Source organism: Candidatus Marifrigoribacter sp. Uisw_064 (genome assembly GCF_047730175.1).
In the GTDB taxonomy this organism is placed as follows: Bacteria; Bacteroidota; Bacteroidia; order Flavobacteriales; family Flavobacteriaceae; genus Marifrigoribacter.
Genome location: NZ_CP159833.1, coordinates 542,530 through 569,269, shown reverse-complemented (window position 1 = coordinate 569,269; position 26,740 = coordinate 542,530). Strand labels below are relative to the sequence as shown.

Here is a 26,740-nt window from a genome sequence, read left to right as displayed (position 1 = left end):
GATGGCATCTAAAAATAAACAGAGTATTGTTAGAAGGTTTTTATCAAATGACAAAAAACACCCTGTTTTAGTTGCATTAGCAGTAGGTTTATATCCTTTGTTATTTTTATACTCAAATAATTATACCTTAGTTAATACCTGGTCACATCTATTTTATTTTATTTTAATTTATCTGTTCATTCCCGTTATTCTCTTTTTAACTGTACATCGTTTACAAAAGCTACTAGTTTTTAGTAAATGGAAAAAGTATTACATTCCATTTTTAAATATATTTGGTTTTCTTTTTTTTATGATGATTAGCTATTACGCTGGTTTTCATAAAAAAGTAGCGCTTATTATTTTTCTTACAGCATTAGTTTCTGCAAGATTTTTATATATGTATCTAAATAAAATTATAATAATTCAATATATCTTTATTATAATCGGTATTTTTTCAGTGGTCCCAAGGATTTTCGATCATTTAAATTATTCTACAGAATGGGAGAAACAACCTGATAATATAGAAGAAGTGATTTTTACAAAAAAACCGAATGTATATTTTATACAACCCGATGGATACGTCAATTTTTCAGAATTAAAAACAGGATTATATAAGTACGATAATAGTAGTTTTGAAAATTTTGTGGAAGAAAATAAGTTTAAAAAGTATTTAAACTTTAGAAGTAATTATTATTCTACACTTACATCTAATAGTTCTGTTTTTATGATGAAGCATCACTATTATAATAACATGTCAAATACTAAAGAGTTTTTTAATGGTAGAAATAAAATCATTTCTAATAATAGCGTTTTAGAGGTTTTTAAAAAGAATAATTATAAAACACATTTTTTAACAGAAATGCCTTATTTATTGATAAATAGGCCAAAAATGGGATATGATATTTGCAATTTTAGTTATGATGAGATTCCTTATATAGGTAGAAAAGGTTGGGGTCGTAAAAAGAATGTAGCAGAGCCTCTTGCAAAGTATATTAATATTGATGCTAATAGACCTAAGTTTTTCTTTATTGAAGTTTTTGATCCAGGACATATTCAAAAAGAAAATGAAAACGGAGTAGAAGGAGAAAGGATTTATTGGTTAGAAAAACTTGAAGAATCAAATAAAAAACTACGCGAATTAATAGAAATTATTAAGCGACAGGATGCTAATGCACTAATTGTTGTAATGTCCGATCATGGTGGATATGTTGGAATGCCTGATGAACAAGTGTATGAAAAAACCATAGATAAAAATAAAATATATTCTTTGTTTAGTTCGATATTAATGATCCATTGGCCTAATGAAGATGCGCCAAAGTATGATTCAATGTTTAAAAGTAATGTGAATTTATTTAGAATATTATTTTCATATTTAAGTGAAAATGAAAAATATTTAGACTCTTTACAAGAAGACGAAAGTTATATAATTATTAATGAAGGAGCTCCAAAAGGAATCTATCAATATATTGATTCTGACGGGAATATTAATTTTGAAAAATATAATGGGACAAAATAAAAAAAGAAATAAATTAGAAACATTTCTTTCTAGTGAAAAAAAGCACCCTGTTTTATTTGGGTTAGCTACAGGATTGTATCCCACATTATTTTATTTCAGTAATAATTATCCCCTAGTAAATACATGGGGACATGTGATCTATTTTATTTTCTACTTTTTATGTTGTCCTGTGCTTCTTTTTTTACTTGCGAATTTCATAGTTAAAAAAGAATGGTTAGGAAAAATTGGAAAATATATCTTACCTTTTTTAAGCGCATTTATTTTTCTCTTCTTATTGACAATAAGTAACTATGCTGGATTAAATTATAAGGCAATTATTGTTGTTTTTGTGGCGTCTTTAGGCTTTACTCTTATTCTAAATAAACAGGTGAAGAAAATAGTTGTAATTCAATTAATTTTAGCCTGCATCGGTTTATTTACAATAGCTCCTTCAATTTTCAGACAATTAAATTACTCAGATGAATGGATGCAACAACCGGATACTATTGAAAAAGCTGTTTTCACAAAAAGGCCTAATGTTTACTTTATACAACCTGATGGATATGCGAACGCTTCAGAATTAAAAAAGAAAAATTATAACATAGATAATAGTGTTTTTGATGCTTTTTTAGAAGAAAATAATTTTAAATATTATAATAATTTCAGAAGTAATTATGCTTCTACACTTTCCTCAAACAGTGCTACTTTTATGATGAAGCATCATTATTATAATAAAGGGGTAAGTTTTAGTGAAGCAATAAAAACAAGGAATATAATTATAACAAAAAATACAGTGTTAGATATTTTTAAAAATAACAATTACAAAACACATTTTATAACTGAACTGCCCTATTTATTATTGAATAGACCTAAAATTGGTTATGATGAATGTAATTTTGATTATAAGAATATCTCATATATTGGAACAGGTTTAGGAGAAAGAAAAGATATTATAAGTCCTTTAAGAACTTTTATCGAAACAGATAGTAATGCCTCTAAGTTTTTCTTTATTGAAATTTTTAACCCAGGGCATATACATGGTAATAAGTTTGATACTTTAGGAGAAGAAGAAGAGAGAAAGTTATGGAACGAAAGCCTTAATAGATCAAACGTAACATTGACTAAAACAATTACTACTATTAAAGAAAATGATTCTAATGCACTTATTGTTATAATGGCTGACCATGGTGGTTTTGTAGGTATGGATTTTACAGGACAAGCCTATATAAAAACTCAAGATAGAGATAAAATATATTCTATATTTACGAGTATTCTAGCGATACATTGGCCAGATGGTAATGCACCTGATTTTGATACGTCTTTTTCTTCCTCGGTAAATATATTTAGAATTCTTTTTTCTTATTTATGTGATGATATATCTTATCTAGAACATTTACAGCCTAATGAAAGTTTTGTTATATTAAAAGATGAAGAGTTTAATGGAGTCTATCAATACATTAATGATACAGGGGAAATTATATTTAAGGCTCTTTAGGATTCATTTTTTAGACCTAAAATACTAAAAAATAAGCTAAATAGTATAGTCTGTACTCCAAGTAAAATTGAAGTGACAGCCGGTATAACAATTCTTAAAGTGTTTGAGTTTGTAATGTTTCCAAAGTTTAATTCTTTCCAATTATGATAGGCATAAAGACTTAAAAATACACCAATAATTACTATGATTATTCCTAGTAAAAGCCCTTTTTCCAAATTTATATATCTAAATAATGTATCATACTTTTTAGATTTTGGAAGCAAACCATTTTCTACGGTAAAGACTTTTGTTAAGCCATAAAATAATAAAAGTTGAAACCCAATTAAAAAACAACTTGTTGTAAATAATAATGTATTCACATCAAAAGTAATAGAGCCAATATTAAGAGGGGATTTAATTAAAATAGCTGAAAAAATAAACCCAAAAAACATTAAAATTAAACTAGGGTATAAAAACAACCATTTTGGGCTGTATAATGTTAAAAAACGTAGATGTCTCCATCCATCTTTCCAGGTATTTAGATGAGGTGGACGAGATCGTCCATCTGGAGATAATATGGTGGTTACTTCTGTAATATTTAATTTTAATAAACTCGCTTTTACAATCATTTCGGATGCAAATTCCATTCCTGAAGTTTTTAATTTCATGGTTTGGAATGCTTCTTTGCTGAACCCTCTTAATCCACAATGAAAATCACCAATTTTTGCTTTGTAAAATAATCGTCCAATAAAAGATAATACTGGATTTCCAAGGTATTTATGTAAAAAAGGCATCGCTCCTTTTTTGATGCCTCCTTTAAACCTATTACCCATGACTAAATCATATCCTTCTCTTAATTTTATTAAATAGGGCATAAGGGCATTAAAATCATAACTATCATCTGCATCACCCATAATTATATAAGTGCCATTAGCAGCCTCTATACCACCCCTTAAAGCACTTCCGTACCCTTTCTCAGGAATATTAATTACACGCGCATTTAAATGTTCTGCAATTTTTTGAGAACCATCAGTACTTCCATTATCTGCAATAACAATTTCACCGTTCACGTTTTCTCTTTCAAGGAACGCTTGTGCTTTTTTAATACAGGTTGCTAAGGTTTCAGCTTCGTTTAGACATGGCATTACAACCGATAATTCAAGGCTCATATTTTTGATGTTATTTTTTTAAAAATTAAAATGAATATTATAAAACCTAAAAAATAGTTATAGAACAAATATCTTGAAATAGAATGACATGCTAAGGCAACAATCATTGAATTTGAAATAATTAGTAATGAGCTCAAAAAGAGAAGGCTATTATTAATTGTATAATTTCTTAAAGTTATTAATCCCCCATAGATTAATGTAAATAAAAAGAAAAACAGTAATACAATAGATTCAAAGAAGCCATGTATCATTCCTGTAAAATAAATTATCACCCATTCTTTAAAATGATTTTTAACGAGTACAGGAAACATAGCTTTACAAGCTAATTCTGTTTTAATAGAATTTAAGTGGGGAGTGCTGTCTATGTTAAGATAATATAACTTTCCTTGGTCATGTATATTTTGATTACATATTAAGGGAAAATTATCATGAAAAACCTGGTATTTTTCTTCTTTTGTTCCATTTATCTTTGAGCTTAATAATCCTAAACTATCTATTCGCTGATATGATTTTATAAATATTTTTTTATAATCTTCATTTTTTATGTCAATAGTGTCCTTAAGTTCAGAAACAAATAGTGGCAGTGTAATGGCATTAACATAACTATATGGAGTTTTTACATAATAACCGTATACTACTTTTTTAAATGAACTATCAACAATTGTAATTAAAAAAGGCACTATTATTAGTAATAATAAGCTGAATACATTTCCTTTTTTAAATGTATCTTTTTTTAATTTTAATACATATAAAAGTGCTACGATTATGGATATAAAAAAAAATTGCCCTCTTGTCAATGATAAAATAAGAAGTGTAATAGAAAGATGGATTACTTTTATAGATTTATTTCTATATAAAAAATCTATAATGAATGAAATTAATAACAAATATAAAGGGTAAGCTAATCCTTCAGAAACAAGGTTATTTGCAATATATAAACGAGGGTAAAGAGGAAATAATAAGATGACAAATAAAAGAGTTTTTAACCAAATATTTAAGTTTAAAAGTTCCTTGCAGTTTTTATAAATGATGCTTATTGAAATAATACTAAATACTAATTGAAAAGAAACCATCATAACCTCAAAAAAACTACCAAAAATAAATTGGAACCCTCTTATAAATAAAATGTATACAGGGTATCTAGAAATGTTTACATGTAAATACCCGTAGGTGTCAGGGGAGTAAATAGGGGGTTTATTTACTAAAAAAATAAAGGTGAAAATAAACGCCAAAAGCACCAGGATGTTTTCTTTATTTTTTATTTTTTTTAGAATATTTATTTTTTTCAATTTTTTATATTAAAGAAAAGCAGGTTAAAATTAATAATTATTTTAGATTTACCATTAAATTATAAATTATTTATAAAATAAAAAAATATACAATTGATTACAAAGATATATGGAATCAATTTATTGATACTTCAAAAAATGCTACCTTTCTTTTTAAAAGAGATTTTTTAGAATATCATAAAGATAAGTTTCAGGATAATTCATTGTTATTTTATAAAGATGACAAGCTTATTGGATTATTACCAGCGAATATACATAACAATATTATTTATTCACATCAAGGGCTAAGTTATGGAGGTTTACTTTTTAATACTAAGGTGAAGTTCAACGATGTTTTTCAAGTATTTAATTCACTTTTGATTTATTTAGAAAAGAATAGCATCAAAAAACTACATTTAAAATTATTGCCTACTATTTATTCGATGGTACCTAGTGATGAAATTTCCTACCTATTATTTAAAGCGGAAGCACAATTAATAAGAAAAGATATATCTTCAGTCATTGATAATTCTCATGATTTGAAAATGTTTTCTTCAAATCGAAAAAGAGGAATTAAAAAAGGGGTAAAGAATAATTTAATTGTAAAAGAAGAAACAGGTTTAACTTCATTCTGGAATGAAATATTAATTCCGAATTTACAAGAAAACCATAAAACGAATCCTGTTCATACAAGCTCAGAAATTAATAACCTTAAAAAATGCTTTCCAGAAAATATTAAACAATTTAACGTGTATCATGAAGATAAGGTTGTAGCAGGGGCTACCATCTTCGAAACTAAAAATGTAGCGCACGTTCAATATATTTCTGCCAATAATCAAAAGCAACAATTAGGAAGTTTAGACTTTTTATTTAACTATTTGGTCAATGAAAAATATCCTAATAAGAAATATTTTGATTTTGGAATTTCGATGGAAAATCAAGGCCAACAAATAAATGAAGGCTTATTAACTTGGAAGGAAAGTTTTGGAGCTCGCAGCATTGTTCATGAATTTTTTGAAATTTCAACTAAAAATCATATACTTTTAAATAACTTATTTTTATGATACCTTTTTTAGATCTTTATAAAATTAACCAACGTTTTGAAGACGAATTTAAAGCGAAGTTTACTTCATTTTTAGATTCGGGTTACTATGTGCTTGGTAAAAATGTAACCGCTTTTGAAAAAGAGTATGCAGCCTATTGTGGTGTTACTCATTGTATTGGTGTAGGGAATGGTTTAGATGCCCTAAGACTAATTTTAGAAGGGTATATAATTTTAGGAGATTTAAATAAAGGGGATGAGGTTTTAGTTGCTTCCAATACATATATAGCTACTGTTTTAGCAATAAAACAAGCAGGATTAATACCTGTATTAGTCGAATCTGAAAGAAATACCTTTAATTTTAATTTGGAGCAATTAGAGGCTTCAATTTCAGAAAAGTCAAAGGCTATTATGCCTGTACATTTATATGGGCAACTTTCACCGATGAAAGAGATTTTGAACTTTGCAAAATCATACAATCTGTTGGTAATTGAAGATGCAGCCCAGGCACATGGAGCTAGTAATAATGAAGGAAATTACGCAGGAAACCTTGGCGATGCTGCAGGTTTTAGTTTTTACCCAACAAAAAACTTAGGAGCTTTAGGTGATGCTGGAGCGGTTACTACTAATAATAGCGAGTTAGCTGTAGTTGTTAAGAAACTTAGAAATTATGGCTCTTCATCAAAATATGTAAATGAATATGTAGGTATTAATTCTCGATTAGATGAGGTTCAAGCTGCTTTCTTAAGAATAAAACTGCCTTTATTAGATCAAGATAATAACCGAAGAGTAGAGATTGCAAAAAAATACTTATCTGGGATTAAAAATGAAAAAATTAAGTTACCTAATTTTAATAATTCAAAGGATCATGTATTTCATCAGTTTGTAATTCAGGTAGCAGAAAGACAACAATTTATAGAACATCTAAAGACGAATAATATTGGAACTTTAATCCATTACCCTATCCCGCCACATCAACAGGAAGCACTTTCAGAATACAAAAACTTACTTTTTCCAATAACAGAGAGCATACATAAAGAGGTGGTAAGTATACCAATAAGTCCAATTCTTACAGATAATGATGTTATTTTTATTATTTCAGTGTTAAATTCATATAATTGAAGCTACCTAAATTTATAAAAGAAAATTTATTATTAAAAATGACTTCACTAAATGCTGGAGTAATTTTAATTAGGCTTTTTATAGGTTTTTTTATACAAAGAGAACTTACACAAAATCTTGTAAGTGGAGGCTATGCGAAAGTAGGTTCGCTGCGAAATCTAATGCAAATTCTAACTTCATTTACCTCCTTAGGAATCTTTAATGGAATTGTAAAATATGTAGCAGAACACAAGGAAGATAAAGATGAATTACAAAGGTTGTTTTCAACTGCATTTGTTTTTGTAATCATTGGGAGTGTATCTACCTTTATAGTTTTATTTTTCTTTTCTGAACCTATAAGTAATTATTTTTTTTATTCTACAGAATACAGTTACATTATAAAGATAATTGCTGTAATTGCACCATTTATTAGTATCCAAAGAATATTTAATGGTGTTGTAAATGGGTTGTCTCAATATAAAGATTTCGCAAAGATTGAATTATTAGCTTATTTAATTTCATCAATTTTTACAATTTGGTTTTTATATAAATATGACCTTGATGGAGTATTAATAGCAATAATTTTAATACCGATCATTCAAGTAGCAGTAATGCTTTTTATTTTTGTAAAAGTATTAAGAGAATATGTGCAGTTTTCAAAAATTAAATTTAAAACACCTTTAGCAAAAAGTTTGTTGGCATTTTCATTAATGTCATTTGTGTCAACTATTTTATTAAGTTTTCTTGAAGTAGATATTAGAGGGATGATAAAAGCTAATATTGGGAATGAAGGGGCAGATGTTTGGACAGGAATGACAACACTTTCAAAAAACTACATGGTGTTTTCTGGAGCAATCTTTACATTATATGTAATCCCAAAATTTACAGGAATATATAATAAAAAAGATTTTTTAAAGGAAACAGGAAATATTTACAAAACACTTTTGCCCTTATTTGCTGTTGGAATGATAGTAATTTACTATGGAAGGCATTTAATTGTAGATTATATATTTGTTGATTATGTTGCGATGAAACCTTTATTTAAATGGCAATTATTAGGAGATTTTTTACGACTAGCAACGATCGTATTAGGGAATCAATTTTTTGCAAAGAAAATGGTAAAGAGCTTCATTTTTTCAGAATTGTTATCTATTGTATTATTTTACTTTCTTGCATATTATTTATCTAATATTTATGGTGTAGAGGGTGTAGTAATGGGGCATTTTATTCGATATCTAATTCTTCTATTTGTTGTCTTTTATTTAGTAATGAGAAGTTTTAAAAAGCAACATAAATTAGAATGATGTATATTTATAAATCTAAATAAAAGTCTTGAAAAGATTAATAATTAAATTTTTTTTATTTTGTAGAAAAGTAAAGTATTCTTTTTTTTCAAACAATAAAAATATAAAGGGGACACTTACTTCATATCAGCCTGTGGTATTAAGAGGAGAAGGTGCTATTAACTTTGGTGATAATGTCAATGTTGGAGTTATTAACTCTCCTTTATTTTATAATAGCTATGCATATATTGAAGCAAGAACTTTAAATTCAAAGATTTTTTTTGGTAACAATATTCATATAAGTAATGGTTTTTCTATGATTTCAGAAAAAGCAATTACTATTAAAGATAATGCCTTAATTGGGTTTAATTGTCATATAATTGACAGTGCATTTCATAATTTAGAAATCACTAAAAGGAAAGAAACCGACCCTAATCCAAGAGAAGTTATTATTGAAAAAAATGTTTTTATTGGTAATAATGTAACCATTTTGAAAGGGGTTACAATTGGTGAAAACTCTGTAGTGGCTAATGGGTCGATGGTCATTAAATCTTGTCCGGGAAACGTGGTGATAGCAGGTTCACCAGCTAAGATTATTAAGAATTTATAAAGATTTCATTTGTTAGAAGCGCTCCCAAGTATTTATATATTTTTCAGCTACCTTTTTATGATTGTGTTCTTTTTCTATAAATAAGCGAGCATTTTCCCCAATTTCATTAATTTTTTCAGGATTTAAGATAAGCTGTTCTAATTCAGTATAAATACTATCGACATCTGGTAAAGCATTAATATTCACTTTATTTTTAAGTTGATAATGCTCTTCAAATTCTTTTTCGGCGCCTGTAAAAACTACTTTACCTCTAGCCATTGCTTCTAATGCATTGTAGCCTTGATCGTATTGAAAAATAGCATCTAACAAAATATCACAAGACTCTAGGTGATGTACATATTCATTAAAAGGTAAGTTTTTTGTACATCTAATGTCTACTTTATCAGCGTGTTTTTCGGCTAGTTTATTAAGTGCTTCTTCAAAATATTGATATCCTTTCTTCGTATAGTTAAGCGTGTTAATTCCTAAAAAGATGATAATTTTTCTATTCAAACATTCAATTGGTTGGTAGTATTCAGGAATCAATATTGGATTGGGTATCACAGTCATCACCTTATTCCAACTCGCCCAGGGTAGTTTATAATCAATATCACTTGGAATAACAGCTTTCGAATGATTATAGGCAAAATAGAATAAGTCTTTATAAGGTGTAGTCATATACTTTAAAGCAAATTCAGCTTTAATTTTGCCTTTACTTTCAAAATGTGGGGTAAGAATATGATACCGTTCATTCCCCTCTAAATAATGTTTAATTACGGGGTAATCATCACCACAAGCCATTAAAAAAATATTTTTGTTTTGCTGAAAAAGGACTTTTAATAATTTTTTTTCTTTTTTTGGAAAGGTTCCAATACTATGTGAATTAATTAATTGTACCACATCGTATCCTTTTAATTTAGGAAGTACCTTCTGAAATCGATATCCTATTTCCCATAGCGCCAAATCTCTTTTTATTAATCGTAGAAATACTTTCCTTATAAATAAAGGAATAGTTCTGTATGAAAATAGTGTGGGTTTTATAGAAATATCAACAGGATAATTTTTAAATAAATCTCCCGTACCTACTAAGGTAACTTCATGCCCTAACTCAACTAATCCTTTTTTTAATGAATTATGAAGCCTACTGTATTCACCAATTAATAAAATCCTCATCTATATTTTATACATTTGTTTGCAAGAAAACAATTAATGTCTAAAGTTAAAGATAAAAGTATAGAATTAGAGATTTTAATTTCAACGATGCATAGAACATCGTTAGATTTTTTAACTGCGATGTTTTTAAATCATAATTATTTAGATTTTAATGTGTTAATTGTTAACCAGACGTCTGAAGATAAGTTGCTTACTTCTAAACACTCTACTATTAGAGTTATTAATTCTTTTGAAAAAGGACTTTCTAAAAGCAGAAATATTGCGATTAAGAATGCAATACAACCTATTTGTTTAATTGCAGATGATGATATTGTCTTTATAGAGGGATTTGACAAAGAAATATTGAAGGCACATCATACACACGATTACCCTATAATTACTTTTCAAACGCTAACTACGAATAATAAAAGCTATTGGAAATACCCCTCTAATCCTAAATTTCTAGATGAGTATATGATTAGAAAAACTCTTTCTATTGAAATTTCAATAAAAAAAGATAATTTAAAAAGTGTAATATTTGACGAGCATTTCGGTTTAGGTGCTACCTTTGAAGATGGTGAAAATTATGTTTTTCTTTCCGAAGCAAAAAAGAAAAGGATACCCTTGTGGTTTGTTAATAAATCAATTTCAATTCATAAATCTATATCGTCTAGTGATGAGGTGCAAAGCAATCGATATATGTATGCAAGAGGCGCTTTAAATACTTATAAATATGGAAATATAGCTTACTTTTGGGTATTGAAATTTGTTTTATTTCTTTTAAGAAAAAAATACATCTCCCTAAGTGAAATAATGAGTAAAATTAAAATTGGATTTAAAGGAATTGAAAATTTTAAAGTATTAAAAAATGAAAGAAATTAAAAATACAGTTGATTCTATCATGTTTCATGATATACCTAAAATTACAGATGTAAGAGGAAATTTAGCGGTTATCGAAAAAGATACGATACCATATGAAATTAAACGTGTTTATTATTTATTTGATGTCCCTAGTGATTCTTATAGAGGAGGGCATGCTCACAAAGAACAATTAGAGTTTTTAGTTGCATTAAGCGGTAGTTTTAATGTAACCTTAGATGATGGAGTGACAAAAAAATCATTTTTATTAAATAAACCTAATAAGGGATTATTAATTCCAACAGGAATTTGGCGTGAATTAGAGGATTTTTCTTCAGGAGCAGTTTGTTTAGTGCTATCTTCAGGAGTATTTGAAGAAGAAGATTATATTAGAGAATATAAAGATTTTAAAGCATTAAAAGGAGCTTAAACGCAATCCAAAATTTTCGATTATAGATTTAATTTTTAATAGAAGTATTAAAATAACTTTTGATTGTTTTAATAAAAAGAGTTGTTTCTTATTTAAATTACTAGGGTCTATATTTTTTAATAATTTTTCAAAAGTACCTTGATCATTAGATAGTTTATGCTTAATTGCTAATGAATATCTGTTGAGATCTAAATACTTTTTTAAAGCTGAATTCTCTTCTTCTTCATTTTCAAATTTTTCAAAAAATAGATTATTTCTATTTTTCATATCTACAACAGAAGATCGATTACTACTAATTAAATTATGCTGAGCTGTTATTGTATTTGAAAAAACTAACTTTTCTTTAAGGGCTGCACGAATCCATAAATCTGTATCTTCTCCATGGGTAATTCTAGAATCGAATCCACTCAAAGACTTGAAAAAACCTTTATGCATGCATAAAGATGAAGTCCATGCAAGGCAATCAATATAGCTGTATTTAAAAAAATCTGATACCTCTCCAGACCAACTTTTTCCTTTTTCTAAAATTGGAGAGTACATAGGTGATATTAATTTATTTGAATGCTTTTTTTCATAAGAAGACGCAAACCATAAATGAGTCGGGAATGTTTCAACTAATACATTAAGATTTTCTAAATGATTAGGATACCAAAAATCATCAGCGTCTAAAAAAACGATATACTTAAAGTTTGCTTTTTCAACCCCAAAATTTCTAGCAATCGAAACACCTTCATTTTTTTTAGAGAAAAGACGAATGTTTTTATGCGCTAATTCACGTATTAAATCAACACTAGAGTCTGTAGAACCATCATCTATAATAATGATTTCATAATCTTTAAACGTTTGTTTAAAGACACTAGTAAGTGTGTAGAAAATATCTTTTTCTTTATTAAATAATGGTATGACAACTGAAAACCTAGACACTTTTATTATTTTTTAGTTTTATATAATAGCGCAGTCTATATAAATCAAATAAAAACATGGAAGGATTTTTTGAAAGTAAATTAGACTTTATAGGGTTTTTAAATAGGTCTGTTAAAAAACGTAAGAATCCTATTAATTTCCATTTCTTAAGTATATGAAATACCTTTTGAAGAGGCCTTAGGTTTTTGTCTATTTGATTGTTTTCTTCTAGTAAATAAGTAGTTTTTACAGCCTTTAATGATTTGTCTAAAAAAGTTAAACTGTTTTCTAAACCAAAATGATATACAGGATTATCAATATGTTTTACTATCACATTGTTTTTTAAAAGATTATTTGAAAATAATATATCTAGGCCGTATGCATTTAAATTTGAAGTGTTTGAAGCTGTAAAAATATCTTTTTTAATTAATAAATTTTGAGAAATAATGAAATAGGGTTGTTTTATTCTATTCTTCACACTTTTTGTTTCTCTTTTAATTCCATACACCCAACGTAATATTTTATCAAGTTCGGGTCTTTTTTCTTCATAACAAACTCCTCCGTAAATTACTTGGCAATCTTGATTTTCTAATAAGCTAAAACGACTTATAAAATCATTGTATTTTGGTAAGACATCAGCATCCATAAATAAGAGCCAATTATAGATAGCTTTATTTGATAAAAGGTTTCGACTGGCTGTCCTTCCTAAATTTTGAGGGTTTTCAATTAATTGACAATTTTCTAATGAATTGATATTTTTATTTTGTTCAAGAATATTTAATTCATTCGAACAATCATCCACTACAATTATTTCAAAAGGAATAGCCGCTTTACTTACTTGTTGATGTAAAGTGTTGACTAAGTTAACAATTGAATAATTATATGTTGGTATGAGTATAGAGATCATAATACTGAGTCGCTAATTTACAATTAAAAAGGATTCTCATAAATAATATACCTATGAATCCTAAATTTTTATTTTAATCTTGTGGATACTTCAGTTTATTTAAATAAATTAGTTGAAAATATTTGAGAAATGAAACGAATTGTAATTATGATACTTATACTTTTTGGACTTCAATCAAATTGTTTTTCACAAGAGTATTCTTGGTTTTTTATTCGTGCAAAGGATACCTTATTTCAACCCGAATTCAGAAAAGATTCCGATCAATTAAAATATGCAGGAAGTGATTCAGAGTTAACATCAGTTCTAGATCAATACAATATTTTTGAATTCAAGAAAACCTTCAAAAACGTTAAAAGCACCTCCCTAAAGAAAACTTTTTTTGTCGTTGCAAATAATGATCAACTATTAAAAGATTTATTAAACCTAGATTCTAAAACTTTTGATTTTGGCGAACTTATTGAAGAAGAAGATAAAAAAATATTTGAGCCTAACGATTATGGCACTACAAGTACATTAGGTGAGAATATTGGATTTCAGGTTTATTTAGATTATTATGATATTATGGGTGTACCTAAAGCATGGTATTATACAACAGGAGATCCAAATACAATCATTGGAATCTCAGATGCCGGTATAGATGCTAACAATATTGAGTTTAAGGGGAAAACAACAATTTATAGAGAATCTGCTAAAATCAGTGGACATGGAGACGCTGTTGCAGCCTCAGCTGCAGGGCAAGGAGATAATGGTTATGGTTTTACAGGGGTTTGTTACGATTGTAATATTTATGGAACCTCTTTTAGATTCACAAGAAGCTTACAAACTCTTGTTGAGCTTTCAAATGCGGGTGCTAAAGTAATTAATTGTAGTTGGGGTTCAACAAGCTATTCTCAAACTGCCCAAGATGCCATTTATGAAATGGTTGAAAATGGTACTATTGTAGTTGCAATTGCACATAACAAACCATGGGCAAAAGCTAAAGGTAAAGTTAGATACTATCCAGCATCTTATGATAAAGTAATATCTGTAGCCACAGTAATGCATCGTTACGAATCTGTTTTTGATAATATAAAAAAACAAGAAAAAAATGGAAAATATTATGCCGCTAACATTAAAGGCTTTTTAGGGAGAACTATGGGTTTTAAAGATAATGATACGCTTAAAGCCCCATATATTTATCCTGTAAGTATCAAAACCTTAAATACAGAGGTGGATATACTTGGGCCTGGGGTAGGGTTACTTTTGTATAATAAATATTTATTGGAAAATAAGATAGAATATAGCCTTTATGGACATACCTCTGGAATTGCACCTTTAGTAACGGGAACAGTAGGCTTAATGGTTTCTCTGCAGCCTTGCTTAACTTTTGATGAAGTGGATGCAATATTAAAAATGACTTCAATTAACATAGATCATATAAAAGCCAATAAACCTTGGGCAGGACTATATGGATCAGGAATGATGCATACAGGAGATGCTGTTGAAATGGTATATAAATTAATGACTGAAGATGAAACAACCTATATAGAAAATCAGGATTTCTATCGGTGGTTATTTCCAATTACTTCTTTTTCAAAAGAAACAGTGATAAGAAATCAAAAATTTAGAGAAGATGCCATATTAAATATAACTGCAAAAAATAAAATCGTTATTGGCAAGAATACGGTGTTAAGTCCAAATTTTAATGGAAGAATATCTTTAAAAATAGATGCTGATTTAGAGAAAAAATGTGAACTGAAATTAAGAGAAGGATTCCCAAATAATAAATATTACAAGCCAACCAATTAAACTGTTTTTTGAACGACTTCAAAAACTTGACCATCATCACACTTTAAAGTTTTAGAAGGGTATTTTAAAAGCAATGCATAATCATGGGTTGCCATTAAAATTGTATTGCCATTTTTATTAATGTCTTGTAATACTTCCATTACTTCAACACTTGTTTGAGGATCTAAATTACCAGTGGGTTCATCTGCAAGGATTAATTCTGGATTATTAAGCAATGCCCTCGCAATTGCAATTCTTTGTTGTTCCCCGCCAGACAACTGATAAGGATATTTAAATGCCTTGGTTTTCATGGCAACCTTATCAAGTACCTCATTAATTCGTTGTTCCATTTCACTTTTGTTGGTCCAGCCGGTAGCCGTTAAAACAAATAATAAATTGTCTTTAACAGTTCGATCATTTAACAGCTTAAAATCTTGAAAAACAACACCTAATTTTCTTCGTAAAAAAGGAATGTCTTTTTCCTTTAAATCGGGTAAATCATAGCCAACAATAGCTCCTTCTCCTTTTGTTAAAGGTAAATCGCCGTATAAGGTTTTCATAAAACTACTTTTTCCTGTACCCGTTTTTCCTATTAAATAAACAAACTCTCCTTTGGCTATAGAAACTGTAACATCAGATAATATTAAGTTATCTCTTTGAAAAATGGAAGCATCTTTTAAAAATAAAACAGGTTGGGACATGCGATTGCTTAATGTTGAATTACTATTGTTAATGTTCTTTAAAGAAAACGATATTACAAAAATACCTAATTATTTCTACTCTTCTTTAACTGTTAGCTTTTCTTTTAATAGATCTAATTCTTTTTGTTGCTCGATCGTAAAAAGAGTTAACTCTTCTATTTTTTCAAGTAATAATAAATTCATTTGCTTTAATAAAAGACCTTCAGATTTAATTTTATTAGCGGAAGGGATTCCTGGTAAATGATGGTGTTCTTTTATATAGGTTTCTATTTCTGAAAGCGATAGCATGTTATAATCTGGATTTATTTCAGAAGAATCGGTATAGTATTTCTCAAAAACATAATCAGGTGCTAAAGCTCCATCTAAATCTACTAAAACTTCCCGACTATGGATGGTGCCTTTTACAGTTAATAAGTGATCTGGAGCATCTGTTCCAATGCCAATTTTATTATCATTTTGGTATAAATTTTTAATTTTTGTGCGCTGTGCAGAAAGACTAATTGTAAATAATAAAATGATAAGTAAAGCTAAATTCCTCATAATGTTTTATTTAATAGAATCAATATGCTTTAAAAATAAGACTTTTTTTGAAAGCAGAATAATTCCGTATAAAATAACATACTTATCTCTTTTTTGTTGCGTTATACCCTTTATAGACCCAAATAAACCTAAATTAATGCTTAGAAACCTCTTAACAGTACTTCTTTTTATTGTATTTTATTTTAGTTCTTATTCCCAACAAACAGCAGTATTCACAAACGACTTGGTGCAATTTAATCAAGCTATAAGTTTATATGAGAACAATCAATTTTTAGCTGCTCAAGCACTATTTACAGCTATAAAAGAACACGAAGTAGACGAAACTGTAAAAAGTGATTGTGCTTATTATATCGCTAATTGTGCGGTACGATTAAACCAACAAGATGCAGATCAATTAATGGAACAATTTGTTGAAAATTATCCCACGAGTATAAAACGCAATAGTGCATTTATAAATGTTGCTACTTTTTATTTTGAAAATGGAAAGTATTCGCATGCCAGAAAATGGTTTGATAAAGTAGATGAAACAAGCCTATCTAGAGGAGTGTTAGAAAAGTTTCAATTCAATAATGGCTATGCATTTTTTAAAAATAAACGGCATAATGAAGCTAAAAAATATTTTAATAAAGTCAGTAACTCAAACACCTATGGGGCACAAGCTAAATATTATTTAGGTTTTATAGCCTATGAAGGCGATGACTACGAAGAAGCTACCGAGTTATTTGAAGAGGTAAAAGAAGAAGAACGATACTCAAAAGATCTTTCTTATTATCAAGCTGATATGAACTTTAAATTGGGGAAGTTTCAGAAAGCTATCGACCTAGGGAAAGAACAATTTGAACAATCCCCTCCTAAAGAAAAAAGTGAGCTTTCAAAAATAATTGGTGAAAGTTATTTTAATCTACAAAAGTATGAAGATGCTATACCTTATTTAGTTCAGTATAAAGGAAAAAAAGGAAGATGGAATAATACCGATTATTATCAATTGGGTTATGCTCATTATAAACAAAATGATTATGAAAATGCCATTCATGAATTTAATAAAATCATAGGGGGTGATAATGGAGTCGCCCAAAATGCATATTATCACTTAGCAGAATCTTACCTAAAAGTTGATAAAAAACAACAAGCATTAAACGCTTTTAAAAATGCTTCTGAAATGGATTATAGCCTAGAAATTCAGGAAGATGCTTGGTTTAATTATGCTAAATTAAGTTATGAAATAGGGAATAGCTACCAAAGTGTTCCTGAAGTTCTTATGTCTTTCATTACTCAATACCAGAAAAATGAAAATAATGAAAGCCTAAAAGATTTATTGATCGACTCTTATGTCACTTCAAAAAATTACAAAGCTGCCGTTGAGTTATTAGAGAATAACAAATCATTTCATAATAAATTAGCCTATCAAAAAGTTGCTTTTTTTAGAGGTATAGAGATTTATATAGAAGGAGATTATAACGAAGCTATTATCTATTTTGAAAAATCCTTAAAAGAACCGCACGATGCTATTTTTAAAGCACGTGCTACCTATTGGAAAGCAGAAAGTGATTATCAACTTTCAAATTTCACAGAATCCCTAATAGGCTATAAACAATTTCTGCAATTTCCAAAGGCAACAGAAACACCCGAGTTTAGCAATAGCAGTTATAACCTAGCATATAATGAGTTTAAGCTAAAAAATTATACGGAAGCCATTGATCGATTTACATTTTTTGTTGCATCTAACACCTCAAATAATGCGGCTAAAAAAGATGCTTATTTACGTTTAGGAGATAGTTATTTTGTTTCAAGTAAATATTGGCCAGCAATGGATAGTTACAACAAAGCAATTGAGTTAGGCTCACTAGATCTTGATTATGCTACGTTTCAGAAAGCGATTAGCTATGGTTTTGTAGATCGTACTGAAAAGAAAATTGAAGAGCTTGCCAACTTCTCTAATACATTTCCCAAATCGATGTATAGAGATGATGCTTTATACGAATTAGGAAACACCTTTGTTTCACAAAACAATAATAACAATGCCATTGAAGCTTACAATCAATTAGTGCAAGAACTGCCTGGTTCTAGTTATGTTTCTAAGGCTTTATTAAAGAAAGCACTTATCTTAGATAATACTGGAAAAAGTAATGAAGCTTTAACTTTATTTAAAAAAGTTGCAAATGATTTTCCGTCCACACCTGAAGCATTACAAGCAGTTGCTTCTGCTAAACTTATTTATATCGACCAAGGAAAAGTAAATGAATATGGTAATTGGGTACGTACTTTAGATTTTGTTGAGGTAGTAGATTCCGAATTAGACGATGCTACTTTTCAAGCAGCAGAACAACCTTATTTAGAACATAAAACACCACAAGCGATTACAAGGTTTGAAGAATATATTAATCAGTTTCCAAAAGGGAAACATGCTTTACATGCGCACTTTTATTTAGCACAAATGTATTATTCGGAAGATAAAAAGGAGAAAGCAATTAGTCATTATAGTTATGTAGCTGATATAGACAGAAATGAATTTACAGAACAAGCATTGGTACGTATTTCACAATTATATTTAAATGAAAAAGAACCTCAAAATGCAATAGAATATCTGTCAAGGCTTGAAACTGAAGCAGATTTCCCTCAAAATGTCACCTTTGCTCGAATCAATAGTATGAAGGCAAATTATGAGCTTAAAAATTACTATGAAGCAGAAGTATATGCTGATAAAGTATTGCTATTAGAAAAAATAGATAGCGCTATTAAAAGTGAAGCACAACTCATCATTGCACGCTCAGCAATGAAAACAGGTAATGAAGAAAAAGCGAAATCTGCTTATGAGGAAGTTTCTAAAATTGCCGCCGGAATCTTAGCTGCTGAAGCCAAATATTATAATGCTTATTTTAAAAATAAAGGGGAAGACTTTGCTGGTTCAAATGAAGTAATTCAAGTTTTGGCTAGAGATTTTTCTGGATATAAATTATATGGCGCTAAAGGCTTGGTATTAATGGCAGATAATTTCTACCAACTAGAAGATGCTTTTCAAGCAACCTATATTTTGGAAAATGTAATTAGTAATTTTTCAGAATATCCAGAGGTGACAGAAGAAGCGAAAGAAAAACTAGCAATCATTAAAAAAGCAGAAGCTAAAACAAATTCATCAATAGAAATTGAAGATGAAAATTAACACCTACAAAAGAACACAATTTTATATGCTGAATAAAAGAATAATTATCCCAATGCTATGTATCATTTGTTGTATTTCTAGCAATGGATTTGCTCAAGAAGAGGAAGGGAAAATAGGGACTGAAGTCGTAAACATCGTTAGACCATATACTCCGACAATTTCAGATGCTTTTAAAGTTAAAGAAACTCCTGTTTTAAACGATTCGGTGAGTAGCACTAAAAAAGAAGTTGAGTATTCAATATTTTCTGTGCCAGTTGCTTCAACGTTTACACCTTCAAAAGGAAGTGCGACTAAAATTGAAAAAACAAAATCTATTAAATTATATGATAATTATGCAAGTGTAGGTTTTGGTAATTACACCAGTATTTTAGCCGAATTATATAGTAATTTTCAGATAAGTAGAACCGATAACTTCGGAATTTTCTTTAAGCATCATTCCTCCCAAGGAGGCATCAAAGGGCTAAGAGTGGATGATAAATTTTACGACACTAAACTTGATGCTACCTATTCAAGTAGACAAAAAGATATTAGTTATCTTTTTAATACAGGAATCGAACATCAACTTTATAATTGGTATGGTTTAAATGAATTTTCTGAATTAGAAACCAATGAAACATTAGACGCTTTAGATACAAAACAGACCTATTTTAGTGGATATGTTGGTGGAAGTGTAAGTGTTGAAAATTCATTTTTTGAAAGAGCGACTGTAAATCTTCGTTATTTAGGGGATTCTTTTTCTTCTTCTGAAATCAATTTTACAGCACAACCAGAATTCATATTTCCATTGAAAGAAATCACCTTAAAAGTAGCTGCTGATATTGACTATTTAAGTGGGAGTTTTGAACGTAATTATTTAAATACATCCGACATAAAATATAGTTTTTTAAATCTAGGAGTGTTGCCTTCATTGGTGTATGTAAATGATGATCTTACGCTTTCTTTAGGAGTAGCGGCATATCTTTCAATGGATTCAGAAAACAGTGAAACAGAATTTTCAATCCATCCTCGTGTAAATGCTTCCTATCGATTGGTGGACGAACTTTTAATAGCTTATGGAGGTTTAGATGGTGGAATACATCAAAATACTTATTATAGCTTTATTCAGAAAAACCCTTATGTTTCGCCAACACAACACATTGCGCCAACAAGCGAATTGTATAAAGCTTTTGGGGGTTTAAAAGGGAAGTTGTCTAATGCTGTTGGATATAATGTGAGAGCTTCTTATGGCAAAGAAGAAAATAAAGCCTTGTTTAAATTGAATTCTTTTAATGGATTTAATACAGGTTTAGAAGGGTATGAGCAAGGAAATTCTTTTGAAGTAAATTATGATGATATTACCACCTTATCTGTTTTTGGTGAATTAAAAGTTGAAGTAAATGACTCTTTTTCATTGGGAGCAAATGCAACTTTTTCAAGTTATGATACTACAGATCAACCCGAAGCATGGAATTTACCTGAATTAGAGGTTTCTGTTTTTTCTAATTTTAATATTACAGAAAAAATTTATGGAGGGGCTTCCTTGTTTTATGTAGGAGAACGAAAAGATCAATATTTAAATGGTTTTACTTTAGAATCATTAACACTCGACGGTTATATAGATGCTAACATTCATGCGGGATATCGCTTTAGTGAACGTTTATCCTTTTTTGTGAAAGGCAGCAATTTATTAAGTGATAATTATAATAAATGGGCTAATTATCCAGTGTTAGGTATTCAAGGTTTGCTTGGAGCGACCTATAAATTTGATTGGTAATACAGTAATTTTTGTCTCAAATTATTATTTTTGGAAAGCATCTTAATTATTCGCGATGCTTTCTTTATTTTTACTCTATTCTAACCAAACTACCTTAAGATGAAAAAATATTTTCTTTTAGTTGTACTCATTAGCTTTATTTCATGCGAGACAAAAGAAACAGCAGATTTACTAGTTAAAAATGCAAGTGTGTATACTGTAAATGAAAGTTTTGATGTCGTTTCTGCATTTGTTATTAAGGATGGCAAAATTTTAGAAGTAGGAAATACATCAGATTTAGAAAAAAAATATGTTATTACTGAAATCCTAGATGTAAAAGGTAAAACCATCGTGCCTGGTTTAATCGATGCACATGCACATCTTTATAATTTAGGGAAGTTTCTTCAGAGAGTCGATTTATTTGGAACCAAGAGCTTTGATGAGGTATTAGAACGTATTGTTGCTTTTCAGAAAGAAAAAAATGTAGACTTTATATTAGGTAGAGGTTGGGATCAAAACGATTGGGAGGTAAAAGAATTTCCTTCTAATGAGCGTTTAGATGAATTATTTCCAACAACTCCTGTAGTTATTCGTCGTGTAGACGGACATGCAATATTAGCAAATACAATTGCATTAAAAATGGCTAGAATTACTTCGGAAACAAAAGTTTTAGGCGGTGAAATAATCCTTAAAGATGGAAAATTGACTGGAATTTTAATAGATAATGCAATGGGATTAATAGGTGCAGTAACACCAGATTTAACCATTAAAGAAAAAGTAAGAGCTTTAAAAGAGGCTGAAAGAATTTGTCTAGACTTAGGGTTAACTACCGTAAGTGATGCAGGTTTACCTAGAGAAACGATAGAGCTCATTGATAGCTTACAGAAAGCTGGTGAAATGTCACTAAGAGTCTATGCTATGATTAGTAATTATAAAGAAAACCTTGATTATTATTTAAAAAAAGGAAAGATTAAGACAGAACGATTGAATGTGCGGTCTGTAAAAGTGTATGCAGATGGTGCTTTAGGATCTAGAGGAGCTGCTATGAAAGAGCCTTATTCAGATCGAGAAGGACATTATGGAGCTATGATTACTCCTATGGAAGAGTTGGAAAGTTTAGCGAGTCGTATTGCGGAAGCTGGATACCAAATGAACACACATGCTATTGGAGATTCAGCCGTAGTATCTGTACTAAATGCTTACGCTAAAGTTAATCTTGAAAATGAAAATGGGCGTTGGCGTATTGAACATGCACAAATAGTGACTCCTAAGGATAATTTCATGTTTTCAAAAAATATGATTCCTTCGGTGCAACCTACACATGCTACAAGTGATATGTATTGGGCTGAGGATAGGGTAGGTTCAGAACGAATAAAAGGTGCTTATGCCTATAAAACGTTGTTGGATAGAGCAGGTTTAATTGCTTTAGGAACTGATTTTCCTATTGAAAAAGTAAATCCGATGCTAACTTTTTATGCAGCTGTTGCACGTAAAGACCTTAATAATTATCCTGAAGGCGGTTTTAATATGGACGAAGCTTTAACAAGAGAAGAAGCGTTACGAGGCATGACAATTTGGGCAGCCTATGCTAATTTTGAGGAACATGAAAAAGGAAGTATTGAGGTAGGAAAATATGCGGATTTTGTAATATTAAATAGTGATTTAATGACTACAGCGATGAGAGTATTACCAAATGTGAAAGTAGAAGCAACCTATATTAATGGAGTTAAGGTTAGTGAAAAATAAATAAAAACACATAAACAAAGCTAGGCGAACCCTAGCTTTGTTTGTTGCTTATTGATTAATACCTTTTACATCATTAAGTGTTCCGTCTGGAGCGAAAGCTTTTATCCCATAAAAATCTCCATTTTCATTTATGGCTTTTACATGTGCAATAGTTTCTGAACGACTAATACCTTTTAAATCTAACTTTACATCAGCTTCAGTAATGGCTTTTATAATAACAATATTTCCAAATCTAGCAATTCCTTTTACATCCAATGTTTCACCTTCAGCAGTTACTGCTTTTATATCATACGAAATACCTCCTTTGTCAATCGCTTTAATTGAAATGAACTGTTTGTCACTCACTAACATTTTAATAGGTAATAGTTTGCCTTTTACAGTAGCTTTTAAATCTAAGAAACTATCTTGATCGGAGTCTTGAAACGCCTTTATATCGAAAGAGTTTCCTTCTTTATCAAAGGCTTTAATATCTAATGTTTGTCCATCTGAATGAATGACTATAATATTCCAAATGATGTCGTTACTTTTCGCTATTTCATCTGCTTAAGTTTTACTTGTTTTATCTTTTGAAGGAACATTATTACAGGCTGCAAACGAAAATATAAATCCAATAAAAAATAACTTATAGCAGAGGGTTTTAATAAATAATTGGTTTGATTTTTTCATATTTAAAATTTTACTTGTGAATTATATAAAGATAAATAAAGACGGAACTAGCCTTTATGATATATATCATGAAAAAATAGAGGTGAATGAAAAATTTAAATGAATTTATTCGAATTTTAACTAAGCAGTTTTATGATAGTTCAGATGCTGGAATAGCAAAACAGCAAAAGGCATATATGAAAGATAAGTTTGAGTTTTTCGGACTAAAAGCTCCATAAATCTCATTAGTTCCATGGAATTTATTCTAATATACTTGGCACGACGCTTATAAAAAGCAGCAGAACTCAATCCGTGTTTCCAGCTAACCTCATCCATATTCATACCGCTGGCATTTATGATTAGTATGCTACTTTTAAACCATTCGGTTTTAAGGGGAAATTATATAATATAGGTCTCTTTTTCTATAATCTAATATGAATATCTTAAGGATACTCAAAAATTTATTAGACATTAGAAAACCTCGATTCGTCTGCACAAAATAACCTTTGGTACTTAAACGTTATTTTTCTTTCAAGAACAAAACTATTTTTGTTAAAAAAATAAACATTACTGATGAAAATTGCAGCTATCTATGACAAAAACTTAGTTTGTCATAACTATTCAAAAGATAGTTAACCTTATTAAACTTTGTCTTATGAAAGTTATTTTAAAATGTTTTTTAATACAGCTTGTCTTATTGTCTTCAAGCAATCTTTACGCTCAAGTCGGAATAGGGACAACAACACCTGACCCCTCTTCTATTCTAGATCTTTCTTCCACCAGTGAAGGGCTTTTAATGCCGCGATTAACCACCTTACAAAGAGATGGAATAGTATCTCCAGCGGAGGGCTTAATGATTTACAATACTACATCAAATGATGGTCAACTAAATATTGGAACTCCCTCAACGCCTAATTGGAAAGGTATCAAAGAGCAGGAGCAGCCTACACTTAATTCTGTGGTTTTAGGCGACAATATTAATACCACATCCACTAATTCTTTGTTGGTTCCGGGCATGACGATATCTTCTAGTCCAGGTACTTACTTAGCCTTATTCAATGCTCAGATGCCGGCATTATTTACTCCAGATCAAGGTGTTATTGATCTGGATATGATATACCAAGATTTAATTGCTATAACTGCGACTAACACCGATCACGCACTTATTTTTGGTAATGGGGAGAATTTGCCGCCGGGTATCTATGACGTGACTGGAGCAATATCGATTGCAGGCATACTTACGCTAGATGGCGGAGGAGACTCAAATTCCGTATTTATTATAAGAGGTACCGGGGCATTTACTACTGGAGTTGGGGCTATTGTAAATTTGATCAATGGAGCAAGCTCCAATAATATATTCTGGATGTCTGAAGGAGCCTTATCTACTGCTGCTAACACAACATTGAAAGGAACCTTGGTTTCTCCCGCCGGAGCGATTGGGTTGGGAGCGGGCACGAACCTTGAAGGAAGGATATTTACAAAGTTAGGAGCATTAAGTATTGGTGCGAGTAGTATTCTTAACCAGCCAGCGGGTGACTCTTATATTGATTTAAGAAACCTTTCCTCATTTGCGATGTTTTCCTCTAATGGTGCAGTTTCAGATGATGCAACTTCTACGATCACTGGAGATGTTGGAACCGCATTAGGAGTACTGACAATTTTAGGCACACATTTTGGAAAACAATATCCTGCTGGTGGCTCTTCCAATAATTTAACTACTACGACTTACTGTATTTATCAAAATGGGACTGAAGTAGTTAATTCTAGTAGAGCAATTAGTTCAACGAGTTCACAGGTTTCTCTCCTGACAATGTTTACCGCGCTAACAGCAGGGGAAACCATCGAAGTGCGGTGGAAAGTTGATGCTGGTGAAGCGACGCTTAATAATAGAACATTCTCATTAATTCGATTTGGGTTTTAACTGCTTTCAATCTAAAGTGAATAAATTCAGTGTATCAAAACAATTTTAATCGGCATATACGCCAATGCTGCTTGTAGCTAATATTTTCTATTAAATCCAATCAATATAATCGATTTTTACACCAATATAACAATCATCCAGACATTCATTTGGAACAAATCCGCATAAAGTCATTAAGCCATTTAGTGCAGTCTCAATAAATAGTATTATTATTTACGGCTACAGTTAAATATTCACTAAAACAAGTGCTTTTTTATATAGCTATTTTCAAAGATACCAATGCAGTAATAAATTTTTTAATCCATTCATCTAAACTTAAAAGCATTTCATCTAAAGATAACTTATAATTAAACGAACCTCAGTATTGATTTTTAAAAAATAGAGTAGCTTTATATGTTAAACAATTATTTCAGATATTTTGAAAAAAAAATTAAACATTTTATTGATTGAAGACAATATTATTGAAGTAATGAAAATGGATAGAACCCTTTCATTATTAAAATTAAAACATAAAATAACCAAAGCGAAAACTGCAGATGAAGCCTTCGAAATTTTAAAACAAAGCGAGAGTTTTCCAGATATTATTTTATTAGACCTAAACATGCCAAAAATTAGCGGTATAGAATTTTTATCAACCTTGAGAAGCAACGATAATTTAAAACACATTCCAACCATAATTTTAACAACATCAGACAATGAAAACGATTTAAATAAATGCTATAAGATTGGTGTTTCTGGATATATCTTAAAGCCTTTAAAATATGAAGATTATGTTAAAAAAATAGAAATAGTTTTATCTTATTGGTCTATAAATGAATTAAAAAAATATTAAATCCTAAGTCTTTACTGAATTTTTAGACTTGTTTGAAGAAAAATTT

At 29.6% G+C, this 26,740-nt stretch carries 23 protein-coding genes; 15 read left to right on the top strand and 8 right to left on the bottom strand.

Annotation, left to right across the window (positions count from 1 at the left end):
• Nucleotide 1 precedes the first annotated feature (1 nt).
• Both ABXT64_RS02530 and ABXT64_RS02525 read left to right on the top strand, forming a co-directional pair.
• A complete protein-coding gene (locus ABXT64_RS02530) occupies nt 2-1,495 on the top strand; it encodes a sulfatase-like hydrolase/transferase (protein ID WP_443633817.1) in 1,494 nt (497 codons plus the stop codon).
• Nucleotides 1,482-2,969 carry a sulfatase-like hydrolase/transferase gene (locus ABXT64_RS02525; RefSeq protein WP_443633816.1) on the top strand — a complete coding sequence of 496 codons (1,488 nt, stop codon included), beginning with the start codon at nt 1,482-1,484 and terminating at the stop codon, nt 2,967-2,969. Before ABXT64_RS02530 ends, ABXT64_RS02525 begins: the two co-directional genes overlap by 14 nt.
• On the opposite strand, the gene ABXT64_RS02520 is transcribed toward ABXT64_RS02525, so the two are convergent.
• Together ABXT64_RS02520 and ABXT64_RS02515 are read right to left on the bottom strand one after the other, a co-directional pair.
• On the bottom strand, nt 2,966-4,117 hold the full coding sequence (locus ABXT64_RS02520) for a glycosyltransferase family 2 protein (RefSeq protein WP_443633815.1): 1,152 nt from the start codon (nt 4,115-4,117) through the stop codon (nt 2,966-2,968). The two genes, ABXT64_RS02525 and ABXT64_RS02520, sit on opposite strands and share 4 nt — an antisense overlap.
• Entirely contained in the window at nt 4,114-5,193 is a 1,080-nt protein-coding gene (locus ABXT64_RS02515) for a hypothetical protein (protein WP_443633814.1), read from the bottom strand. The genes ABXT64_RS02520 and ABXT64_RS02515 overlap by 4 nt, the downstream gene beginning before the upstream one ends.
• Nucleotides 5,194-5,609: 416 nt before the next feature.
• Between ABXT64_RS02515 and ABXT64_RS02510 the strand changes: the two genes are divergently transcribed.
• The 4 genes from ABXT64_RS02510 to ABXT64_RS02495 are packed head-to-tail and all read left to right on the top strand — an operon-like array spanning nt 5,610 to nt 9,421.
• A complete protein-coding gene (locus ABXT64_RS02510; protein WP_443633813.1) occupies nt 5,610-6,449 on the top strand; it encodes a GNAT family N-acetyltransferase in 840 nt (279 codons plus the stop codon).
• A complete protein-coding gene (locus ABXT64_RS02505; RefSeq protein ID WP_443633812.1) occupies nt 6,446-7,549 on the top strand; it encodes a DegT/DnrJ/EryC1/StrS family aminotransferase in 1,104 nt (367 codons plus the stop codon). Before ABXT64_RS02510 ends, ABXT64_RS02505 begins: the two co-directional genes overlap by 4 nt.
• Nucleotides 7,546-8,832: an O-antigen translocase gene (locus ABXT64_RS02500; protein WP_443633811.1), complete on the top strand. Its 1,287-nt coding sequence runs from the start codon at nt 7,546-7,548 to the stop codon at nt 8,830-8,832. The genes ABXT64_RS02505 and ABXT64_RS02500 overlap by 4 nt, the downstream gene beginning before the upstream one ends.
• 28 nt (nt 8,833-8,860) lie before the next feature.
• Nucleotides 8,861-9,421, top strand: a complete 561-nt coding sequence (locus ABXT64_RS02495; RefSeq protein WP_443633810.1) for an acyltransferase — start codon at nt 8,861-8,863, stop codon at nt 9,419-9,421.
• Between the two features lie 12 nt (nt 9,422-9,433).
• Here ABXT64_RS02495 and ABXT64_RS02490 read toward each other — a convergent pair whose 3' ends face one another.
• On the bottom strand, nt 9,434-10,573 hold the full coding sequence (locus tag ABXT64_RS02490; RefSeq protein WP_443633809.1) for a glycosyltransferase family protein: 1,140 nt from the start codon (nt 10,571-10,573) through the stop codon (nt 9,434-9,436).
• A gap of 36 nt (nt 10,574-10,609) precedes the next feature.
• Here ABXT64_RS02490 and ABXT64_RS02485 point away from each other — a divergent pair, with 36 nt between their 5' ends.
• Both ABXT64_RS02485 and ABXT64_RS02480 read left to right on the top strand, forming a co-directional pair.
• Complete coding sequence (locus tag ABXT64_RS02485) at nt 10,610-11,434, top strand: glycosyltransferase family 2 protein (protein WP_443633808.1); 825 nt, start codon at nt 10,610-10,612, stop codon at nt 11,432-11,434.
• Nucleotides 11,421-11,840: a sugar 3,4-ketoisomerase gene (locus ABXT64_RS02480; RefSeq protein ID WP_443633807.1), complete on the top strand. Its 420-nt coding sequence runs from the start codon at nt 11,421-11,423 to the stop codon at nt 11,838-11,840. Before ABXT64_RS02485 ends, ABXT64_RS02480 begins: the two co-directional genes overlap by 14 nt.
• On the opposite strand, the gene ABXT64_RS02475 is transcribed toward ABXT64_RS02480, so the two are convergent.
• Nucleotides 11,826-12,764 (bottom strand): glycosyltransferase family 2 protein, encoded by a 939-nt coding sequence (locus tag ABXT64_RS02475; RefSeq protein ID WP_443633806.1) that lies wholly within the window; start codon nt 12,762-12,764, stop codon nt 11,826-11,828. The two genes, ABXT64_RS02480 and ABXT64_RS02475, sit on opposite strands and share 15 nt — an antisense overlap.
• Nucleotides 12,757-13,650: a glycosyltransferase family 2 protein gene (locus ABXT64_RS02470; protein WP_443633805.1), complete on the bottom strand. Its 894-nt coding sequence runs from the start codon at nt 13,648-13,650 to the stop codon at nt 12,757-12,759. The genes ABXT64_RS02475 and ABXT64_RS02470 overlap by 8 nt, the downstream gene beginning before the upstream one ends.
• Before the next feature lie 129 nt (nt 13,651-13,779).
• On the opposite strand from ABXT64_RS02470, the gene ABXT64_RS02465 reads away from it, so the two are divergent.
• On the top strand, nt 13,780-15,438 hold the full coding sequence (locus ABXT64_RS02465) for a S8 family peptidase (RefSeq protein ID WP_443633804.1): 1,659 nt from the start codon (nt 13,780-13,782) through the stop codon (nt 15,436-15,438).
• Here the strand turns inward: ABXT64_RS02465 and ABXT64_RS02460 are convergent.
• Together ABXT64_RS02460 and ABXT64_RS02455 are read right to left on the bottom strand one after the other, a co-directional pair.
• Nucleotides 15,435-16,118 (bottom strand): cell division ATP-binding protein FtsE, encoded by a 684-nt coding sequence (locus ABXT64_RS02460; RefSeq protein WP_443633803.1) that lies wholly within the window; start codon nt 16,116-16,118, stop codon nt 15,435-15,437. The two genes, ABXT64_RS02465 and ABXT64_RS02460, sit on opposite strands and share 4 nt — an antisense overlap.
• 75 nt (nt 16,119-16,193) lie before the next feature.
• Nucleotides 16,194-16,658, bottom strand: coding sequence for a hypothetical protein (locus tag ABXT64_RS02455; RefSeq protein WP_443633802.1), 465 nt, complete (start codon nt 16,656-16,658; stop codon nt 16,194-16,196).
• Nucleotides 16,659-16,794: 136 nt separating this feature from the next.
• Here ABXT64_RS02455 and ABXT64_RS02450 point away from each other — a divergent pair, with 136 nt between their 5' ends.
• From ABXT64_RS02450 to ABXT64_RS02440, 3 genes are all read left to right on the top strand, one after another.
• Nucleotides 16,795-19,818, top strand: coding sequence for a tetratricopeptide repeat protein (locus tag ABXT64_RS02450; protein WP_443633801.1), 3,024 nt, complete (start codon nt 16,795-16,797; stop codon nt 19,816-19,818).
• A gap of 25 nt (nt 19,819-19,843) precedes the next feature.
• Nucleotides 19,844-21,571: a TonB-dependent receptor gene (locus tag ABXT64_RS02445; protein WP_443633800.1), complete on the top strand. Its 1,728-nt coding sequence runs from the start codon at nt 19,844-19,846 to the stop codon at nt 21,569-21,571.
• Between the two features lie 99 nt (nt 21,572-21,670).
• Complete coding sequence (locus tag ABXT64_RS02440; RefSeq protein WP_443633799.1) at nt 21,671-23,296, top strand: amidohydrolase; 1,626 nt, start codon at nt 21,671-21,673, stop codon at nt 23,294-23,296.
• Nucleotides 23,297-23,344: 48 nt separating this feature from the next.
• Here the strand turns inward: ABXT64_RS02440 and ABXT64_RS02435 are convergent, their stop codons facing one another.
• Nucleotides 23,345-23,809 carry a DUF7486 family protein gene (locus ABXT64_RS02435; RefSeq protein ID WP_443634903.1) on the bottom strand — a complete coding sequence of 155 codons (465 nt, stop codon included), beginning with the start codon at nt 23,807-23,809 and terminating at the stop codon, nt 23,345-23,347.
• Between the two features lie 239 nt (nt 23,810-24,048).
• On the opposite strand from ABXT64_RS02435, the gene ABXT64_RS02430 reads away from it, so the two are divergent.
• The 3 genes from ABXT64_RS02430 to ABXT64_RS02420 all read left to right on the top strand — a co-directional run bounded on the left by ABXT64_RS02430 (nt 24,049) and on the right by ABXT64_RS02420 (nt 26,694).
• Complete coding sequence (locus ABXT64_RS02430) at nt 24,049-24,180, top strand: hypothetical protein (protein ID WP_443633798.1); 132 nt, start codon at nt 24,049-24,051, stop codon at nt 24,178-24,180.
• Nucleotides 24,181-24,596: 416 nt separating this feature from the next.
• Nucleotides 24,597-25,862, top strand: coding sequence for an ice-binding family protein (locus ABXT64_RS02425; RefSeq protein WP_443633797.1), 1,266 nt, complete (start codon nt 24,597-24,599; stop codon nt 25,860-25,862).
• Nucleotides 25,863-26,280: 418 nt separating this feature from the next.
• Nucleotides 26,281-26,694, top strand: a complete 414-nt coding sequence (locus tag ABXT64_RS02420; protein WP_443633796.1) for a response regulator — start codon at nt 26,281-26,283, stop codon at nt 26,692-26,694.
• Nucleotides 26,695-26,740: the final 46 nt, after the last annotated feature.

What these genes read in the sequence shown, in the direction of transcription:
- ABXT64_RS02525 (WP_443633816.1), top strand. Translation starts at nt 1,482, where the DNA reads ATGGGACAAAATAAAAAAAGAAATAAATTAGAAACATTTCTTTCTAGT.
- ABXT64_RS02480 (WP_443633807.1), top strand. Translation starts at nt 11,421, where the DNA reads ATGAAAGAAATTAAAAATACAGTTGATTCTATCATGTTTCATGATATA.
- ABXT64_RS02530 (WP_443633817.1), top strand. Translation starts at nt 2, where the DNA reads ATGGCATCTAAAAATAAACAGAGTATTGTTAGAAGGTTTTTATCAAAT.
- ABXT64_RS02430 (WP_443633798.1), top strand. Translation starts at nt 24,049, where the DNA reads ATGAAAAATTTAAATGAATTTATTCGAATTTTAACTAAGCAGTTTTAT.
- ABXT64_RS02455 (WP_443633802.1), bottom strand. Translation starts at nt 16,658, where the DNA reads ATGAGGAATTTAGCTTTACTTATCATTTTATTATTTACAATTAGTCTT.
- ABXT64_RS02505 (WP_443633812.1), top strand. Translation starts at nt 6,446, where the DNA reads ATGATACCTTTTTTAGATCTTTATAAAATTAACCAACGTTTTGAAGAC.
- ABXT64_RS02485 (WP_443633808.1), top strand. Translation starts at nt 10,610, where the DNA reads ATGTCTAAAGTTAAAGATAAAAGTATAGAATTAGAGATTTTAATTTCA.
- ABXT64_RS02470 (WP_443633805.1), bottom strand. Translation starts at nt 13,650, where the DNA reads ATGATCTCTATACTCATACCAACATATAATTATTCAATTGTTAACTTA.
- ABXT64_RS02490 (WP_443633809.1), bottom strand. Translation starts at nt 10,573, where the DNA reads ATGAGGATTTTATTAATTGGTGAATACAGTAGGCTTCATAATTCATTA.
- ABXT64_RS02520 (WP_443633815.1), bottom strand. Translation starts at nt 4,117, where the DNA reads ATGAGCCTTGAATTATCGGTTGTAATGCCATGTCTAAACGAAGCTGAA.
- ABXT64_RS02450 (WP_443633801.1), top strand. Translation starts at nt 16,795, where the DNA reads ATGCTTAGAAACCTCTTAACAGTACTTCTTTTTATTGTATTTTATTTT.
- ABXT64_RS02515 (WP_443633814.1), bottom strand. Translation starts at nt 5,193, where the DNA reads ATGATGGTTTCTTTTCAATTAGTATTTAGTATTATTTCAATAAGCATC.
- ABXT64_RS02445 (WP_443633800.1), top strand. Translation starts at nt 19,844, where the DNA reads ATGCTGAATAAAAGAATAATTATCCCAATGCTATGTATCATTTGTTGT.
- ABXT64_RS02440 (WP_443633799.1), top strand. Translation starts at nt 21,671, where the DNA reads ATGAAAAAATATTTTCTTTTAGTTGTACTCATTAGCTTTATTTCATGC.
- ABXT64_RS02465 (WP_443633804.1), top strand. Translation starts at nt 13,780, where the DNA reads ATGAAACGAATTGTAATTATGATACTTATACTTTTTGGACTTCAATCA.
- ABXT64_RS02425 (WP_443633797.1), top strand. Translation starts at nt 24,597, where the DNA reads ATGAAAGTTATTTTAAAATGTTTTTTAATACAGCTTGTCTTATTGTCT.
- ABXT64_RS02460 (WP_443633803.1), bottom strand. Translation starts at nt 16,118, where the DNA reads ATGTCCCAACCTGTTTTATTTTTAAAAGATGCTTCCATTTTTCAAAGA.